14 protein-coding genes are annotated in these 19,893 nt (G+C 41.5%); all 14 read right to left on the bottom strand.

What is annotated here, in order from left to right; genetic code table 11:
* Window positions 1-29 precede the first annotated feature (29 nt).
* Window positions 30-1,379: a gluconeogenesis factor YvcK family protein gene (gene yvcK / locus EO115_RS04795; RefSeq protein ID WP_126937847.1), complete on the bottom strand. Its 1,350-nt coding sequence runs from the start codon at window positions 1,377-1,379 to the stop codon at window positions 30-32.
* A 40-nt stretch (window positions 1,380-1,419) separates the two neighbouring features.
* On the bottom strand, window positions 1,420-2,334 hold the full coding sequence (gene rapZ, locus EO115_RS04790; protein WP_126937846.1) for an RNase adapter RapZ: 915 nt from the start codon (window positions 2,332-2,334) through the stop codon (window positions 1,420-1,422).
* A gap of 19 nt (window positions 2,335-2,353) precedes the next feature.
* A complete protein-coding gene (locus tag EO115_RS04785; protein ID WP_126937845.1) occupies window positions 2,354-3,145 on the bottom strand; it encodes a Cof-type HAD-IIB family hydrolase in 792 nt (263 codons plus the stop codon).
* Between the two features lie 259 nt (window positions 3,146-3,404).
* Complete coding sequence (gene hemG, locus EO115_RS08470) at window positions 3,405-5,645, bottom strand: protoporphyrinogen oxidase (RefSeq protein ID WP_240628946.1); 2,241 nt, start codon at window positions 5,643-5,645, stop codon at window positions 3,405-3,407.
* Window position 5,646: 1 nt separating this feature from the next.
* A complete protein-coding gene (hemH, locus tag EO115_RS04770) occupies window positions 5,647-6,567 on the bottom strand; it encodes a ferrochelatase (RefSeq protein ID WP_164724053.1) in 921 nt (306 codons plus the stop codon).
* Window positions 6,554-7,582 carry a uroporphyrinogen decarboxylase gene (gene hemE / locus EO115_RS04765; protein WP_126937843.1) on the bottom strand — a complete coding sequence of 343 codons (1,029 nt, stop codon included), beginning with the start codon at window positions 7,580-7,582 and terminating at the stop codon, window positions 6,554-6,556. Before hemE ends, hemH begins: the two co-directional genes overlap by 14 nt.
* Before the next feature lie 325 nt (window positions 7,583-7,907).
* On the bottom strand, window positions 7,908-9,881 hold the full coding sequence (locus EO115_RS04760; RefSeq protein ID WP_126937842.1) for a VWA domain-containing protein: 1,974 nt from the start codon (window positions 9,879-9,881) through the stop codon (window positions 7,908-7,910).
* 48 nt (window positions 9,882-9,929) lie between these two features.
* Window positions 9,930-10,868, bottom strand: a complete 939-nt coding sequence (locus EO115_RS04755; protein ID WP_126937841.1) for an ATP-binding protein — start codon at window positions 10,866-10,868, stop codon at window positions 9,930-9,932.
* Between the two features lies 1 nt (window position 10,869).
* Complete coding sequence (locus EO115_RS04750; protein WP_126937840.1) at window positions 10,870-11,670, bottom strand: ABC transporter ATP-binding protein; 801 nt, start codon at window positions 11,668-11,670, stop codon at window positions 10,870-10,872.
* Window positions 11,667-12,653, bottom strand: coding sequence for an iron ABC transporter permease (locus EO115_RS04745; RefSeq protein WP_126937839.1), 987 nt, complete (start codon window positions 12,651-12,653; stop codon window positions 11,667-11,669). The genes EO115_RS04750 and EO115_RS04745 overlap by 4 nt, the downstream gene beginning before the upstream one ends.
* Complete coding sequence (locus EO115_RS04740; RefSeq protein ID WP_126937838.1) at window positions 12,646-13,620, bottom strand: ABC transporter substrate-binding protein; 975 nt, start codon at window positions 13,618-13,620, stop codon at window positions 12,646-12,648. The genes EO115_RS04745 and EO115_RS04740 overlap by 8 nt, the downstream gene beginning before the upstream one ends.
* Complete coding sequence (locus tag EO115_RS04735; RefSeq protein WP_126937837.1) at window positions 13,607-17,143, bottom strand: cobaltochelatase subunit CobN; 3,537 nt, start codon at window positions 17,141-17,143, stop codon at window positions 13,607-13,609. Before EO115_RS04735 ends, EO115_RS04740 begins: the two co-directional genes overlap by 14 nt.
* 10 nt (window positions 17,144-17,153) lie before the next feature.
* The gene (locus tag EO115_RS04730) at window positions 17,154-19,136 is read right to left on the bottom strand and encodes a TonB-dependent siderophore receptor (protein ID WP_126937836.1); all 1,983 of its coding nucleotides are present in this window, start codon (window positions 19,134-19,136) and stop codon (window positions 17,154-17,156) included.
* 266 nt (window positions 19,137-19,402) lie between these two features.
* The gene (locus tag EO115_RS04725; protein WP_126937835.1) at window positions 19,403-19,891 is read right to left on the bottom strand and encodes a EutP/PduV family microcompartment system protein; all 489 of its coding nucleotides are present in this window, start codon (window positions 19,889-19,891) and stop codon (window positions 19,403-19,405) included.
* Window positions 19,892-19,893 lie beyond the last annotated feature (2 nt).

Genomic DNA, 19,893 nt, shown 5'->3' with positions numbered 1-19,893 from the left:
ATAGAGCCTATATAGGCTCTATTTTAATATCAATGATCATCTCGTTGTAAATAATATTCTAAAATATGTGGCTCAATATCTGTTTGTAATGCATATACCACATCCATCACAACTTTTGCTAATCGTTCAGAATTATGTATAGCCTTATCTTGGCTATCCACTAGGTTCGCCCGTATTGTACGAACGCCCATAGACTGCAACGCATCCATATCTACCTCAACAGGTTCTTGCCCTGCTTTTTTATATTGCTCTAACGTAGCATCTTGGATCCGATTATCGTTGACTAGTACCGTATCTATAATTCCTTTTTCACTATGAGCTTCAATAGCTTTCACATGGTCAGATACAGTATAACCATCTGTCTCACCAGGCTGTGTCATAACATTACAAATATAAATCGTAGCCGCTTTGGCATTTGCAATATGTTCTGCTACCTTATCGATTAATAAATTAGGCATCACCGAAGTGTATAAACTACCTGGTCCTAAAATAATCGCATCTGCTTCATCAATGGCTTGTAAGGCAGCCCCTACAGGAGATGGTCTTTCAGGCTGTGTATATACTTTCGCAATTGGCTTTCCGCCATTAGGGATATTACTTTCCCCTTCTACAATCGTACCATCTGTCAACTCTGCAATTAATTTAATTTCTTCTGTGGAAGACGGTATGACACGACCACGAACTTGTAATATTTTGCTCGATGCTTCTAAGGCTTTTTCTACATCATCATGTAGCACCTGTGTCATAGCTGTCAAAAATAAGTTACCAAAACTATGGCCAGATAATTCCACACCTTTTGTAAATCGATACTGAAAGAGCTCTTCCATGAGGCCTTCTTTTTCTGCCAACGCTACTAAACAGTTCCTCAAATCTCCTGGGGCAATCATCTGGAAATCTTCTCGCAATCGCCCCGAAGAACCACCATCATCTGCTACCGTAACAATAGCTGTTAAATTCGTGGTCTTACTTTTCAATCCCCGGAGAAGCATAGACAATCCAGTTCCACCACCAATGACTACAATTTTAGGCCCTTGACCTAATCGTATCTTTTCAAAAATATAATCACTCACACCATCTTCTGTATCTGGCAAAATCGCTCCCACGATAGTTTGAATAATTTTTCGGATCCCCCACAGCATAGCAAGTATACCTAGTACAATCCCAGCAACTCCAATAGTAGCTATCACTGTATAGTTATAGGAGCCAGTCAGGTGAAAAAGAAATTCTAAAAAGACATCTTCAAAACTGCTAAACCACTGGTAGTTCATCATCATGAGAACGCCCACAACAAGCCATATGGTACCTAGAGAAAAGAGAAATAACCACCGCTTAATATTAATACCAGGTGCAAACCAACGCATCCAATTATTATATTTCATAGGCTTGAGAGATAACCAACTGGCTATCTCACTCCTTTCTTTATAGATCTACTTGAGAACGTGGATTCACATCTTCTTCCACATGATTTCGCATCATATCTCGATGCTCTACAGATACATTGCAGCCTTTTTCTTTTAAATGGGTATATAAAGCCTCTGCCATGGCCACACTACGATGCATACCACCCGTACACCCTACGGCAACAATAAACTGACTTTTCCCTTCTTGTTCATAGTTCGGCACTAGAAAGTCCAAGGTATTAAAGAAGCGGTTTTTAAATTCATGTGTCACTTCAAAGGAATGAATATATTCTTTCACTACTGGCACACGACCCGATTTATGTCGATATTCTGGAATATAGTACGGATTCGGTAAAAATCGTACATCCCATACCATATCTGCATCGATAGGCATGCCAAATTTAAACCCAAAACTTACCACCGTAATTGCCATGCCATCAGTTTGCTCTTGTACATGGCTAAAGGTACGTCTCATGTACGATTTCAAGCTAGATGTTTTCATATTTGTGGTATCAATGATATGGTCTGCCTTGCTTCGCACATCTTCTAATAATGACCGCTCTTGTGCTAACCCTGTAATGATTCGACCAGCTGGCGCCAACGGATGACTTCGACGGCTTTCTTTGTAACGACGAATTAATGTATCATCACTGGCTTCCATGAACACAATTTCATAAGGCACACTCATAGCCGTCAAATCATCTAAGGCACTGTTTAAATCATCAAAAAATTCACGACTGCGGATATCTACCACTAAGGCTACTCGACTCACTTTAGTGCCTGCACTTTGACGACAAATTTCACTAAATTTTGGAATTAATACAGGAGGTATATTGTCGATACAAAAATACCCCATATCTTCTAACACTTGCATGACTTGCGTTTTCCCCGCTCCTGACATGCCAGTGACAATAATTAAACGAAATCCTTCCATACGGCCCTCCTAGTCCATGTTATAACACATTGGCATCGATCCATTTCGCAACGCCATCTTTTTCATTTGTATCGCATACTTCTTTGGCGATTGTCTTCACATGATCCTCTGCATTTCCTACTGCCACAGAATGGCCCGTAACTGTTAGCATAGAAATATCATTTTCCGAATTCCCAAAGGATACCATATCTTCTAAGCCGATGCCTAATCGTTCACCCATGAAAGCTAGGGCTTCTCCTTTTGACACATGAGGGGCTACAATCTCCAAGAAGTTCACCTTAGATCGAACTAAGTCCACTACATCTCCTACTTCTCTAGAAAGTATCTCAATGACCTCTGCCATGCGTTCAGGCTCTTCTACTACTAATAGCTTATTAGCTCCTTTTTTAGGTTCATAGATAGCATCTCCTACATACATAGCCTTAGCACCTGTAATCTCTTCATAAAGGCGAGAAAACTCAGTTTCACTATGCACTAATAGTTCATCATCAATATAAGACTGAATATAGATATTATGCTCTTTTGCAATGGCTAATACTTTGCGTGCTACCTCTGGTGAAATCGCTCGTTCCCAAATGAGTTCCTTACTTTCCACACGTTGAATGATACCGCCAGAATACAGTACCATCGGTACATCACCTAAGCCTAAGCGATGTGCTACGGGATATGCTGTTTGGTACATACGACCTGTGGCAATGAGAACTTCAATTCCCTTCTGCTGTGCTTTTTGAAGCACTGTTTTTGTATAGTCAGACACAGTGTTATCATCACGTAACAATGTATCATCTAAGTCTATGGCTAACAATTTCATGACATCACTCCTTCATCATACCTTTCATTATACCACATAACAACGTATATCTAATGTATGAGTATCACTCAGATACAACTAGTTCTATCCGAAAAGATATAAAAAATGACTCAACCATACATGTCGGTCACAACTCTTTGATGAGTGCCCCCACATTGAGGAAAGCAAAAAAATACGACAGGTTATACAGTCCAGTATGTACTAGTATGCAAACCTGTCGCAATTCTATTTCTTTATAGTGTATTGCCCTATTGATGCATTAGAAAAACAGATGATCTATGCCATTCATATCTAGAATGGTGCCAATCGTAAATGGTCCAAAGATACCAAAACGAGCACTTACTTCATCAAAGCGCATTTCATTGACGATTTTTTTGAATTGAATTGGATCATCACTCATCAAGGTGATGCCCCATTCCCAATCGTCCATACCAAATGCACCTGTAGTAAACTCTTTGATAGTGTCTTCATATTTTTTACCAATTTGACCATGAGAACGCATCATTTTACCACGACTTTGACGATCTAACATATACCAATTATCTGTCAAGTTGCGTTGCTTAGCCATAGGGTAAAAACACATACAAGCCAATCTTGGAATTTTAGGGTATAAGCGGGCTTGCACTTTTGGATGATCTTTTGGAGATTTTACATAGTTGCTTACTTCAATAACAGATACAAAGGAAGATTCCGGTTGTAATACACTGAAAATTGGTAATTTTTTCAATTGTAATTCCACTTCGTTTAACTCTTGTAAGCTTGGTTGCAAGAACCAAAACATAATATCTCCCTTATGACCATTAATTTGGTACATAGCATAACTACTTGTATGAGCTTCATGGGCTCTTTCTAAATTCCCAATAAAATCCTTGAAAGATTGCAACGCTTCACTTTGTTGCTCAGCAGACCAAGTTCTCCACTTTTCAAAATTAATGGAATAATTAGCGTGCAAGCTAAACCAACCTTCGTACGTTTCAGGTACTTTTTCTAGTCCTGTTATTTCTGGACGTCCTTCCACAGACAATACTCCATGATGACCATGGTGAGACTCTGGACGCCCCTCCAATGGACCTGCTCCATGATGTCCGTGGTTAGATTCTATATGTGTATCCATAGGAACTACCTCCTTAGTTTCTTTTTTCCATGCTTCTACTAATTCATATGCTTGTTTGATGCCATCTGGCATACCTACCCCTTTAAATGGCGTTCCAATCAATGCCAATCCTGGATAGTTCTGTACCACATGGTCCATGATTGTTGCGATTCTATCTTTATGACCCACTTCATATTGAGGCATACTTTTTTGTAACCGCACTACTTCCATCCATTCTGGATTTCCTGTAAACCTCAATATATTTCGTATTTCTGAAAGTGCCAATTCACATAATTCTTCTTCACTGTGCGTATCTACTGTAGAATCTGTAGGCTTCCCTAAAAAGACACGCAGTACCACCTTGTCTTGTGGTGTCGTTTGTGGCCATTTACTAGAAATGTAAGTACATGCCGTCAATGGTGTCTCTGTACTGCGAGTGATTACAAATCCTGTGCCTTGCAATGGTTTTGTAAACGCTGACTTCGGCAAACTCATAATCACAATGGCACAAGAAGATTGTTCCATATGCCGCAAGTCTTCAAATTGTTCATCTCCCACAAAAAATCTTTCATAGGCTTTAGGTGGAGTAGTGATCACAAGACGGTCGTAGGAGTCTGTACCATTCTGTGTTTGCACTCTATAAATCTTATCTGCGTAAGATGCCTCTAGCACCTCAGTCGATGTGTGCAAAGAAACGTTCTTCGGCATTTGCTCCACTAGCGCATCTACCAAAGATTCTAACCCTCCCGTTAACTGGGCAAATTGACCTTCTGTAACAGCCCCAGATTGTTTGCGCATACCTTGCATAGCCATCATTCCTTTGACCAAGTTTCCATGCTTTTGTTCTAGTTGACGAAATTCTGGAAAAGTTCCCAGTAAACTTAAGCGTTTTAAGTCTCCGCCATAGATACCCGCTAAGAGAGGTTCAATTAATACATCGACTAGTTCATCCCCTAAATGATAGCGGAAAAAGGCATCGATGCTCATATCCTCGTTTCCTGGATATGGCTTCTTAAAAATATCTAATCCAGCACGTATTTTACCAGACCAACTCAATAAACTGGACATAGCAAAAGGGAGAAATTCTGTAGGGATACCAATGATGGATCCTCCAGGAATAGGCTTCATTTGACCTTGATGATAAATGTAGGATTCTCCTGTAGCATTACGCACTAAGGTATCACCTAATCCCAATTCTTTCACCAAATCTGTCATAGCTGTTTTTCTTGCTAAGTAGGAATCAGGACCCACTTCCACCACATAGCCATCATGGCGTTTTGTTTGCACCTTTCCACCCCAACGATTAGAGGATTCCAACACATGAATCTCCCAATGAGGAAATGCCTTACCCATATAATAAGCGGAAGACAAGCCAGTTAAACCGCCACCAATAATTGCTATTTTCATATTATCCCTCCTTCCAGAGAGCTGTTACTACACCGTGCGCCATGGCTTTCACAAAGAGAGTATCATGGTCTGGCATAGGTACTCGCACATAGGTCATCCCCAACTGTTCACACTGTTCCTGTCGTTCTATATCTAAATCATAGGACACTTCCATATGGGTACAAGTAAAGCCGATGGGAATATATACCACATGGGTATAGCCTTCTGCGCCCGCTTGTTCTGTAACAGCTTCCACCGTAGGTGTTAACCATTCCCCACGAGTCCCTGCACTTTGCCAAGCTAGGGTAGCGTTCGGCAACACCAATTGATCTGCCATGGACTGCATCACCCGTTGTAAACTATGCACATATCCATCATAGGAAATTCCTTGCATCAGTGGCACACTATGAGCCGTAAAGACATAAAACGGTTTCGCCGTAACAGGCAATGTACGCATAGTCTTCTGTACTCGTTCTGTCCAAGATTGCACTAATGTCGGTGCGTCCGCCCAACTTTTCACTATCTTCCACCTGTCATTCATAAACAGTTTCAGTGGCTCTAGATAGGATGCATTTAATATGTCTGTTCCATAAGGATTCATCATGAGTACAACTACTGTATCATAGTGATTCAATTCCTTGGCTACATCCGCGATGAGTGGTTCTATATATTTATGTGCTTGTACCACCGTTACCTTTGCAATGGGCAGTTCGTTTTGTAACTCTTCTTGTAATCTCTTAACTTGCCACGCAGTGGACTCCATCAATTGGGATTGACCACCGATACGTTCATACTTATGACGTAATCCTTGTAATTCTTCATCACTTGGTCTATGGCCTCTCCGTATGCGAGTATAATACTCTTCTATATCATTTAAAGAGCGAGGAGAACCATAATCTAATACCAATACACAAACTTCTTGTGTTGTTTTATCCTCTGTCATGTACATACTCCACAATGTTTCGCAATACTTTCGGATTCGCATCTGGCACAACACCATGGCCTAAGTTAAAGATATGCTTTCCATGAGCAGTACCTTCTTCTAAGATGCGGTCAATTTCACCTTGAATCGTTTTCCAATCTGCGAATAAATAGGCCGGATCTAAATTCCCTTGTAATGTTTGCTTGATACCCATCGCGCTTGCTTCTGCAATGGAGCACCTCCAATCACAACCGATTACATCTAATGGCAATTCTTTCCACACAGGAAATAAATGCTTAGTGCCTACGCCAAACATAGTGATAGGAATATGAGGATATCGTTCCTTAATGGTCCCAATAATACGTTTCATATAGGGGAATACGCCACCTTCATATTGTTCCATAGAAAGGGCACCAATCCATGAATCAAAAATTTGAATTGCATTCACTCCCGCCTGAATTTGACCTTCCATATACGTAATGGACATAGTCGTCAATCGTTCCATCAAAGCATGCCAAATCTCAGGCGTTGCCACTAAACATTGACGAGTTTTCTGGTAATTCTTAGAAGGGCCACCTTCAATCATGTAACTAGCTAATGTGAAAGGAGCCCCTGCAAAGCCAATCAACGGTACTGCAAGTATTTCCTTCGTAAGAATCTGGATTGTTTTTACCATAAAATCCAGCGATTCTTCTACTACAATATCACGTAAATTTGCTACATCTTCTTGAGAACGTATGGGATTTGCAATGACAGGTCCTACGCCAGGTTTAATCGTTACATCCACACCCATAGGTACCAAAGGAGTCATAATATCTTTGTACAAAATAGCCGCATCTACATCATATTCATGAACAGGAAGTGCCGTTACTTTTGCACATAATTCCGGTTGATGAGTAATCTCAAATAGGCTATATCGCTCTTTTATCTTGCGATACGCCTCTTGACTCCGCCCCGCTTGACGCATAAACCAAACTGGTCTGCGGGACACCGACTCACCTGCAATCATTTGCAAATAATCTTGTCGTTTTTCCATATATAATTTACACCTTACCTTTTACCAAACCAAACTTGGATTCTATATTCTATTGTAGCATATGGTAGCTATAATTACCTATAGATTCTATCACTACATATAAAGTGTATATCGATTTTCATCTATAAGATAATAATAATTATCTAACATTGTCTTACCTTGCATTACTATACTTTTCTTCATTAAGAGTATATTTTGTTATCCTTACATACAAAAAGAGGCGGTAACAAACATGTAAAATGTACATGTTGTTATCGCCTCTGAGACCCCTGTATGGGGGATGTCCCTCTCTTAATAAGGAACTGTTAGATTCTATGCTCTTTGGTTATATGTCTTGTACCCTTACATACTCTGCCCCTAGCATAAGAGCAATCTCTTTCCCTCGATTCATACGAACAAAGCTAGTATCGGTATCAATTACAATCGTTTGTATCCTCTGACTGATAAGCCAGTCACCAACTTGTTCTAGCCCTTGTAGTGCTTGAGATGTTACCTTCCCATCCGTTATGACTACTAAATTAGCCTGTATGTGCCCCATTTGAGACATGTCGACACCTATCTGTTTTGCCGCTTCCTCAATACCTTTCACAAAAGGCGTTCTTCCCCCAATCCTAGCTGCCTCCAATGCATTAGGGATGGTCTCAATTCTCCTTGTCAATGGCACCACACATTGAGCTCCTTGCTTTTGAAAGGTGATGAGCGATACATACTGTCGTTTCACATACATCATCTGTATGACTTGTGAAAGTAACTTCTCGGTCCCCTTTAATCGTGTTCTCTGTCCCATAGATCCACTTGTATCAACTACTAAATAAATGGCTTCTTTTGGCATCTCCTGATGCATAGCATATCTGACATCTTCTATGGTTAGCCGAATAGGTAGTTGGCGGCTACGTATAATCCCTTGTACTATCGTTGGAATCCAAGCAATGGTTCTCCCCGTAGTTCCTTGACGATGCACCTTAGGGCCTCGACCGTCGGCACTGATGTCTATTTGTTTCTTTTCGGATCCAGATTGCAACATCCCATATAGATGTAACACCTGTGTTTCCACCGTTTCTGAAAGTGTAAAGGACTCCTCTATCTTACCTGTATTGGGCTTACGTTGGCCCTGTCCGTTAGTATCTTTTTCTCTGTCTCCTCCATCATGACTAGCATCTAGTTCCTCTTCTGTCTGATCTAGTTCCAGAGTGGTTTCCTCTTTTGATTGTCCATCGTGAGATTCATCGCTATCTGTTGTCATCCTCTGAGACATTCTTCCTATTTGCTCATCACGGTCGTTCTCCCTATCCATCCCTTGTGAGCCATTGTTCTCTTGTTCTCGGTTTGAACTGGCCTCTTGCGGTTTCTCTTGTTCAGTTCTTGTCTTATCAGATGTCCTTCGATCTGATGGATCCTGTGCATCTCCATCTTGAGATGTTGGAGGAGTCACTAGGTTCTTCATTTTCTGTGGTAATGTCCAAGGAAGTACTGTTTCTACATCGGTAGGCTCCACAAATTGATGGCCTTTTTCTCTAGCTAAGCCTATGGCTGCTTTTAGTAAAATATATTCCATGCCCATAAAAGAAATGTTGAATTTCTCTACTAGACTGGAAATATATGTATATATGCTATCATGCACGGTTGGGATTCCAGGTACATCTATTAATTTCCCCTTAGGACGAATCGGCTCTTCTCTATGGGTTTCAAATGTAGCCATTACTTTTCCCTCAGGAGGAATCTGTTCTTCTCTGTGGAATCCATATACATCTATTGTGGTTCCCGTGCGAAGAGTTCCTACACTGTAGTGCCTTTCACGAATCGCACCGTTCTCATATGTATCTGCATGGTCTCTATCTGCTAGGACCCGTACTCTAGTGTCCGCATCTGGTGATTCTATGGGAATCCACAAATCCATATCATAGACCCATTGCGATAGCCCTTCTGTTCCTGTATACGTTGCCATAATTTGTAGCGGTCTTCCCGCTTCGTACCGCCGATTTTGCTCGGAAAGAATCCGTAGCCACATGGACCGGTCAAAATGATCCAATCCTTCGCAGATAAGTAGATCATAGCCATCCCAAGGATGTGCTTGTTTTACAATTTGTGCTGTTTCTAAGGTCCTTTGTATATCCACCGCTTCCTGCATAGCACTCACATCTGTGTGAGACATAATCGTCATATAATTTCGGCCCCTATCATGCAATGCTTGCAACAGGGCATAAGTTTTTCCCGTTCCCACTTCACCTGAAATAAGCAATGTCCGCAACAAAGGTTCTTGCAAAAAGAGGTGAATGCCTGTATTTATTTGTACACTCATACCATTCACCTCCTTTAACAAAATCTTTGTTGTTAGTTCTGGCTTCTACTACTTGTGTATTCCTTCATACGTAGCCCATAGATTCTTTAACATACTTTCATCAAATTCACGTTGCTCAAAAGGTTTTCGCTTCATCCGATGAGCCACCACAAGAGGTGTCAACTGTTTCAGATGATCGATGGTCACATGGGGCTCCCCTTGTAACGCCGCTAAGGCGCGGCTACTATTGAGTAAGGTAATATCCGAACGATGTCCCTCTACGCCTAGGATAATCGATATATTGGCAATCAATTCTAATAGATTCGTATCTACCACAATCGTAGGCAATACTTTACGAGCTGTTTCAATGGTTTTACGCAACGCTTCATCGTCCTTGCTGTAGGACTCAATAAATGCTTGCGGATTCTCTTCAAAGGCCAGTCGACGGCGCAATACCTCCATCCGCAAGGCTACGTCTGTTTCCGCTTTCACCATCACCGATAAGCCAAAGCGATCTAGCAATTGTGGTCGAATAGCACCTTCTTCGGGGTTCATGGTACCCACCAAAATAAATCGTGAGGGATGACTATGGCTAATGCCCTCACGTTCGACCCGATTCACCCCCATGGCCGCTACATCTAGCAATGTATCCACTAAGTAGTCCTCTAGTAAATTGACCTCATCCACATAGAGAATATTTTCGTGGGCCTCAAATAAAATGCCTGGGGAAAACTCTTGCTTCCCCTCTTGCAAGATCCGCTCGATATCCAGAGTTCCCACCAATCTGTCTTCCGTACAATGCAAAGGAAGGTCCACCACTTTCATAGGTGTTCCATCACGATGCATAGGCAGCACCTTAGCTAAGCCTCGTACCGCCGTCGATTTTGCCGTTCCCTTATCACCTTGTATCAATACACCACCTACTCGTGGATCTACTGCATTGAGGAGTAAGGCCAATTTCATTAGATCTTGTCCTACTAAGGCTGTAAAAGGATATAGATTACTCATATTACTCTCCTTGCCAACGTCCTTTGGTAGGGATAATTTCTATGCGCAATTGTCCATACCGTTCATCTCTGAATACATCTGTATCCATATCAAAGGCCCGTTTAATATAGTCCGGGCGCAACACTTCTTCTGGCGTGCCATCTGCAATGACACGATGCTCTCCAATAAGCAATAATCGTGTGCAGTATTTAGCAGCTAATTCTAAATCATGTACAACGGTAATGATAGTTTTTCCTTGCTTGCACAAATGTTGAAAGAATCGGAACATATCATCACTATGGCCTTTATCGAGGGCAGAAGTTGGCTCATCTAATAGCATAATGTCTGTTTCTTGGGCTAGAGATTTAGCTAATAAAATGCGCTGTTTTTCTCCACCACTGACCTGTTCTAACCGCTGATCTTTTAAATGCGATACTCCTGTATACGCCATCACCTCTTGCACAATACGACGATCTTCGTCGCTTTCACTATCCCACCAAGATTGGTACGCATAACGACCCGTCATAACGATTTCTTCGGCGCTAAAAGCGTAAGGAATCTCCGCTTGTTGTTGCATATAACTCATCGTTTTGGCAATAAACGTATCCGACTGTTTCGCCAAATCTTGTCCATTTCCATAAATATGCCCCTCATAGGGTAATAGCTGGCGAATCGCTTTGAGCAATGTGGTTTTACCATTCCCATTCGCCCCAATGATACCAATACATTCCCCTTTGTAAAAGTCTTTGGTTACATCTTGAACGATCGGTTGTCCATCATGGTATACAGATACCTGTTTTAAGCGCAATACTACGTCACTCATAGAGAACCTCCTTTCACTTTCAAACGATGTAAGAGGAATAAGAAATATGGCGTTCCTAATAAGGCCGTCATAATACCCACTCGTATATCTACAGGATGGAATAAGGTGCGTCCCAATGTATCGCACAACAACACAAAACAAGCGCCCCCCAAGGCAGAGGCAGGTATCACAAGGCGATGGTCAGGTCCTACTAAGAGGCGCACCATGTGCGGCACCACAAGACCCACAAACCCAATACTACCGCCTACGCATACAGAAATAGCCGTCATCATAGCCGACAAGAGCAAGAAGATCATACGATACCGATTGGTATTCATACCTACAGCTCTGGCTTCTACTTCGCCCATCACTAAAATATTTAAATGTTTACTCAAGGCTATAATAATCGCTGTTCCTACCGCAATGACAGGCAGTGCAATGGCCACATGGTCCCATCGGCGATACTCTAAGCTACCAACCATCCAGAATAAAAATTCTTTCAAACGATATTCATTCATCAACGTTAAAACTCCAGATGTCAAGGCTCCCAACAGCATGCTGATAGCGACCCCTGCTAACAATAAAATGCGAGGGTCCATCCGCCCTTTATACCAACTGAGGAGCATTGTAATACCTAGAGCTGTCAAGGCGCCGATAAATGCAAAGGATGGCATGTAATAGGCACTCACCGATGACAACCCTAATGCTACCGCAATCACAGCCCCTGTGGAAGCCCCAGATACAACGCCCATTATGCCTGGATCTGCCAACGGGTTACCAAATACGCCCTGCATGACTGCACCTGCAATGGCCAAGGCCATACCAATAGAAATAGCCACTAAAATTCTAGGCAAACGTATAAAATATAAAACTCGTTCTTGCTCCTCTGTTAAATGCAAGAAATCACTAGCACTGATGGGAATAATACCCATACACAAGGACACGACAATAAGCACCAATAGCAGTATTATCATGCCAACCATATAGAACCACGGTCTATTCATGGTTGCCTTCTCCTTTCTCGCTCTCTCGAACGATGCGCAAAATATCTTTCATAGATGTACCGATGAATTGATTTCCAGCATATAAATTGGATGCGTCCATGGGCAACACACGATGGTCTTGCACCGCTTTTACCGTTTGCAATCCTGGATTATCTCGGTATAGTGTTTGCCACGCCATTTCACTTTTGTCGTACACTGGTATGAGAATCACATCAGGATTCATTTCAATAATGCGCTCTTCCGTGAAAGCAGTCCTCGGTGCATATCCTAAGTGGCTCGGTCCATTCACAAGCCCCATGACACGGGTCATGTCATCAAACAAGCTTCCCGTCCCTGAAAAGCCTTCCATGGATGACATAGAAATCACGACTTGCCCTTTTGTGTCTGCAGATAGAGCTTTTACCTCTTCTATATCTTGTTGCATCTTAGCAGTCATGTCACGAGCCTTATCCTCTGCTCCAACAACCGATCCCAATCGCTCTACTAAGGCTACAGTTTCTTGTACTGTTTTAGGACTGCTAATGATGACCACAGGAATTCCCATATGCTCTAATCCATCTAGTACATCTCGGCTTGTATACTCTGGAGCAATCACCAAGTCAGGGTGTAAATATACAATTTTCTCCACCGCATAGGAGTATAAAGAGACTTTCACAGATTTTGCCAGTTCATAGTTCGGCCCATATCCCTTTGTTTTTGATAGAAAGCTAACAGCCCCTAATCGACTAGGCCCTACCATCTCTAATAATATAGGTTCATAGGCAGAGGTTAAAGAGACAATTCGCTTCGCTTCCACAGGAACAGTAATCGTTCGTCCCCAATCATCGATGATTGTTCGTTGTTCTCCTTGTATAAGATTAGGTGGTTCACTATGAGTAATTGCAGAAATCCAGCTAGTAAGACCTATTAGAATTCCGCCTAACAGCAACATACTGACTAGTAAACACAGTATTCTACGATTCATCATAATACCCCTCTAGATCTTCTTCCAAAGACATCGCTACCTCTCGCAATCCTTCTCTGCGGTCCTCACTAGCCTCCCAAAGGCCTCGTTGTTCTGCTTCCAATAACGTATTGCAAATAGCCCCTAAGGCCCAAGGATTGACTTGACGCATCCAATCCTGTACGTCCTGATTCATGACATACTCGTCTGTATATCCATCATACATCCAATCTTGCACCATATCGCTGGTAGCATCCCATTCATAGGTATGTTGTACATAGGAAGCCATATCAGCAGCCCCCTTGTAACCGTGTTTCATCATCCCCTCTATAAAAATAGGGTTCATTGGTTCACTGCGGAATTGCCGCTGAATTTCATCTTCTAACGATCGCACCAAAATATCCTTGCGGTACGTTGTATCACCTATGAATGATTTCGGTTGTACACCTTTGATCGATTCTACAGCTGCAATCATCCCTCCGTGGTAGGCGTTGAAATCATCTGTACTTAATAAGCTAACCTCTCGATTATCTTCATTTTTCACGGTCACTTCAATGGAACCTAACCGTTTACGAAACTGTTGATGGCTTGGGATAATATCCCCCTGTTCATCATATCCATAACCGCCCCATGTAACATAGGCATTGGCTAAGTCTTCACGAGTCGACCAATTACTTTGTTCTAAAATTTGGTTTACCCCTGCCCCATAAGCTCCTGGTGCATCACCAAAGACACGAATCGATGCTGCTTTGATAGCTTCTTCATAGTCCATACCGTCTTCTACTAACGTAGCTGTATCCAGGTCTATATGTTTTTTTACGTAATTCACACTATGATCTTCATCAAGAGCGTTTACCATTTGCACAGCTCTTGCAATCCACATGACACCGGTAGGCATCATATCTCGGAATAGTCCACTAATACGGCTTGTTACATCGATGCGTGGTCGCCCCAATTCCTCTAGAGGTATGACTTCTAAATCGGACACACGACTTCCTGTATAAACTGGTCGTACACCCAATAAATAGAATACTTCACCAATACATTGACCGTGAGTTCGTTGCGTATTGTCAGCCCACAAGACAATACCAATTTCCTCTGGATATCGCTGTTCTTCTCGAATATATTCATTGAGCAACGCATCGCCTAGTTCACAACCGATGGCGTAGGCAGGCACGGTCGGTAATGTCCGTTCATCGACACCATAAAAATTCCGCCCCGTAGGTAGTACATCGATACCACCATTAGTAACAGCACCACCAATATTGGGAGGAATATACTTGCCTTCCAATCCTCGTAACAATTGGCACATTTCTTCTGTAGTTTGACGCAGCCCTTCTACATACTGTGCACAGAGAGTTTCTTTCTGTGCATCGTCTGGCACACCATGCATGTCTATGAAAGCATCAATATACCCATCTTCTTCCTCTGTAGTTGGATTTTGCCCCAAAATATGCAATCCACAACGAATATGACGGTTTTGAATATCCATCAAATAATTATGAATATCCCCTAACAATTCTTCTGCTTCGTCACTGCCAATCGACTCTGCTAGGTGGCACCACTCCTCATCTGTCACCATTCTATCTTGGTCAAAATACTGCTGTCTTTCTTGTTGAAAGAATCCATACTTTTCACAGAGATGCTCTAAATGGCAATCTTTTATGGAAGATAAAATATATCCTAGTACTACTTGTTCCTGACCTTTTTCCTGTGCTTTCATATGGTCGTACTCATCAAGGTATCGTTCCAACGTTTCATAGTCACCATATAAGCCGGACCGCTTCATAGGCGGCGATAAATAACTAAGTAAGACAGCATGGCTACGCCGTTTGGCTTGGATACCTTCACCGACAATAGTTGTCCAGTACGGATATAGATTAGGGATATCTTCAATACCTAATTGAGGATAACAAAACTTGCTTAAGGCGGTGCCCTTACCAGGTAGCCATTCTAAGTTACCATGGGTGCCCATGTGGATCGCCACATCTGCTTGAAATACTGTACGCACCCAATGGTACACCCCTTCATAATGATGGGTTGGCGGAATATCTGGCGAATGGTACAGAGCATCAGGATTATCACTAAATCCACGTGGTGGCTGTACCAAAACCCATACATTACCAAAAGCAACGCCTGGAATGATAAGTTCATCATCTTCTACAAATATCTCACCTATAGGCTGTCCCCAATGCTGGAGTAAAGATTCTTGAGTGCTACTGTCCAACTTTGAAAACCATGTATCATACAGTGCTTTTGGAAGTTTAGGAGCTTTCTTGATAGCCCTATCTGTCAAACAGTCTACATCATTCGTAGCATGTTTGGTCAGTATCGTCATGAGTTCTTCACTCGTTTGAGGAATCCCTTCCACTGTATATCCCGTATGTTGCAATTCTTCTAGCAATCGAAGTACAGATTCTGGGGTATCTAGACCGCATGCATTGCCGATATGCGAATTTTTCGGAGGATAATTATGAAGAAATAGAGCTATCTTTACATCTGCTTTCTTCTTTTCTTGTAATGCAATCCATCGCTTGGCTTGAGCTAATAGCTTTTCAATGCCTATGGAGTAAGGTTTAAAATAATATCCTCTTTCCTCTGCATAAGTTCTGGTCCCCACAATGTGTCCATTTAAAATGCCATCCATTTCTGGCAGTGACAGGGAAAAGGATATATCCATCGGCTCTAATCCTTGAGATCGTGCTTGCCAACTTTCAAAGCTCGTATACGTGACGAAGCCCTGCAAGATAGGGATGCCTAACTTAGCCATTTCATCACGACTCGCACCTTGTAAGCCAATAATGGAGAATTTACATGTATTAATGATGAGAGATATGGTCTCTTTTACCTGATGAGCAAACAAAGTATCCCAACAATCGTACCACCGTAATTGTCCATCTGATTTATTGCTGTACTGACCAAATACTAATACAGGAGATAGACCCTGCTCTAATGCACGATCATACAGTTCGTAGGGGTAGTCTAATTGGCCTTGCACCCATTCATCACGATAGAAAAAAATGCCTACCACGGGACCACTATGATGGTAGTCCTTACGATACTCCTCATAGGATGGATACACTTCGCCCTGCCTACCTAAAATACCTTGGTACGGTAATTCTTTCACCGGTTGTTCCTGCTCTGTATAGCCTCGCAAAGACAGCATATATTGGCATAATCCATAGAAGTTTTCTGTTCCACCTTGGTGTAAATAGGCCTGGATTTGATCGATATCACTGTCCCCCACACCATATCTCTGCACATCGGACGAAGAGTCATGAAAAATTAATACATAAGGAACTCGTTTCTGTGTAATATATTTGTGAACCCCTTTTACCAAAGGCGTATCTAAGGTACTCCCTACATGCGTAAACAACACAATATCTGCTGCATCGATGTCTCTCCGTACACCTTCTAATGACACATCTTCACATGACAGAAAGACTATGCCCACGGACATAGTCTCATCTGTGTATTGTTGTTCTATTTCTTTAGCCCACTGCCAATGTTTCGTCATGGATGTGATGAGTAAAATAGAATGTTTCATACTGTACCTACTAGAAATGATAGGAATAGTTCACATAGTAATTACGTGGTGAATCCCAGTATTCGTAAGCACCATGAGTAATTACATTATGGCGATTTAATAAGTTATTCACATAGAACCCAATCGTTTGCGAATCATTAGGGCTGTAGTTTACATGGGCATTCACATTGATGTAATCAGGGTTATATTGTCCATCACGATTTAATAACCGTTTTCCCCACCAAGAGGCAACCATACCAGCTTGCCATTTATCTTTTTCATAATCTAACGCTAGGTTTAACTCTACTTTAGGAGCACTTTGTTCCCATACTGTAGATTTAGTCGGTTGTTTTCTAGGATTTGAGTAGGATCCGCCAATAGTCATCATCAAATCATCTGTGATATGGGATTTATATTCTACCTCAACGCCTGTGTTAAGGAACTTGCCACCATTAATGCGCAATGTATTACGACCATCAACAGGATTTGGTGCCCAGTCAAAGAAATTTTTAAATTTCATATGATATACACTTACTCTCCAAGAATCTTTGGCATTTACTTGTTTATACCCCACTTCATAATTCCAACCTTCTTCTGGTTTTAGATTATCCCCACTAAGTTTTACGTATTGTGGCTCCATTTTCTTCTTCGGATCAGTAGCCCAACGATACACATCATGAAGATTTGGCATCGTGAAAGCCTTACCAATATTGGTATAAATAGATCTTGAATCATCAAGCTTATACATGGTTTGCCATTGTGGCGTAAAGACATGCTGATCCTTAGCTGGATCATCAATTACTTGATACCGTCCACCAATAGTAGTACTGAACATTGGAGTAACTTGGAACTCATAACTTCCATATACAGCAGCTACATTACGGTGTGCTCGCACTACACTATTTTTTACTGAAATTCCTTCGTAGGACTCGTGAGCTCCCATGAATCCTAATACGGCTGTATCTTTACCTTTATGTAATTTCCATGTATGTTGTGCCTCTGCACCTACTTTATAAGCCGCATAGTTACTATCATTTTGATTAAATGTTAAAGTTTTTAAATCACGAGATTCACCTACTAATTTACGGTTATTAAAGAATACCATAGCTCTTGTTGTAGCATCATCATATATAATGGACGCATTATTCTTAATATCCCGATAATGATACTGTTTAGATTCTTTTAATGGATCTTTCCCTTTAAACTTCTTGTTATTTTTTATAATTGCTTCTGTTAAAGTACTCATTTGTCCATATGTAGAATCACTTTGCTGACGCATATAGTTAACTCTTACGTAGTCATGTGGCTTTATATTCACGGCTACATTATGAGCATATCCTTTATCTCTCATATTATAATAATATCGATCGCTACGATCAGGAGAAGTTCTCTCTTGTGCTCCATAGTATTCTTTCGACGTGGAAATTTCAATTGTATCGGTGCCTACTGTTGCTGCGTATTTTTTATATCCTTCATTACCGATACGTGTTTCAATAGTAGCATGTGCTTTAGTCGGGGATTTTGTGATGACATTCACAACGCCACCTAATGCTTCTGAACCATATTGAGCTGAACCAGCACCACGAACAATTTCAATACGATCCACATTGTCCATCATCAAACCATTTAAGCTATTTTTACCATCTAGATTGATTGGTGCTCCATTCACTAAGACTAAAGCGCTTCTTTCTAGGCCACGAATGTTAACACGGCTATCCATAGCCCCATATTCTAACCCAAAAGGACCATAGCTAAATGTCGTAATTCCTGTTGATTGACCTACAGCATCAAAAATACTCTTTGCTCCAGAGTTTTTCAAATCTGCTTGATCTAATACTGTTACTGCAGCAGGTGTATTTAAATCTTTTGTCTCAAACCGTTGTGCTGTTACAACTACTGGATTTAAAACCGTTACTGACTCCGTTTCAGTCATAGCGTGTGTACTCAATACACTCGCTGTTGAGCCAAGTAATCCCGCAAAAATTGCCAAACGTAATGCCTTCCCTTTCATCATTACTCTCCTTACTGTAGCCACTTGCTACTTAACATACTGTGCCTACATGCCCATTGTAGAACACAAATTATCACCTTATATCCTATAAGGCTTCTAACATATGTATTACTTCCAACCTGTTCCATTATTTGAAAGAGGTTTTTCCATTTCATCATACTATATATATAGGCCTAAGTAAAATGAATTTTATTTATCAACTATCGCCGTATACCAAAAAGCACCTTCCACAAAGGAAGGTGCTCTTCTATCCGCACACCATGGTGATGTTATTCCTTTACAGATAACATCTCTCTAAGAGCTTCGTATCCATAGGGCACCATAGGAATACCTTGTATGAAGTTTATATCTTGTATGTCTTCTGCATGATCTACTACGACACAGATGTCATTAGCACCCGCAAGTTGCAGTAGACGAACACTTTCACCAATCTGAGACGTATCTAATACATCATTCATAACTACAACGCCTACTACGTTGCGATTAAAGGCTCCTGCCGTAGCTGGTGGATAGGGATTAAATGGTTCTCCTAAGCGGTAGCCCAATACCACTGTATCCACATCGTAGGATGACACTAAAAGAGCAGAAAAATACCAAGGATTTTCAATGTACTCTCCAGGAGTTAGCACACAATTGCCTTCACGATACACCGCCATCGGTCGTGATAAGATCTTCTTTACGCCCAAAAGACGTTGTACCACGGTTTCCACATGACTATAGGTGCTACCAACCCACAGAGTACTACGCAAGGTATCCACGG

The organism is Veillonella sp. CHU740 (assembly GCF_003992055.1).
Lineage (GTDB): Bacteria > Bacillota > Negativicutes > Veillonellales > Veillonellaceae > F0422.
The sequence above is the reverse complement of the archived record's forward strand: the minus strand, read 5'-3'. Positions and strand labels throughout refer to the sequence as shown.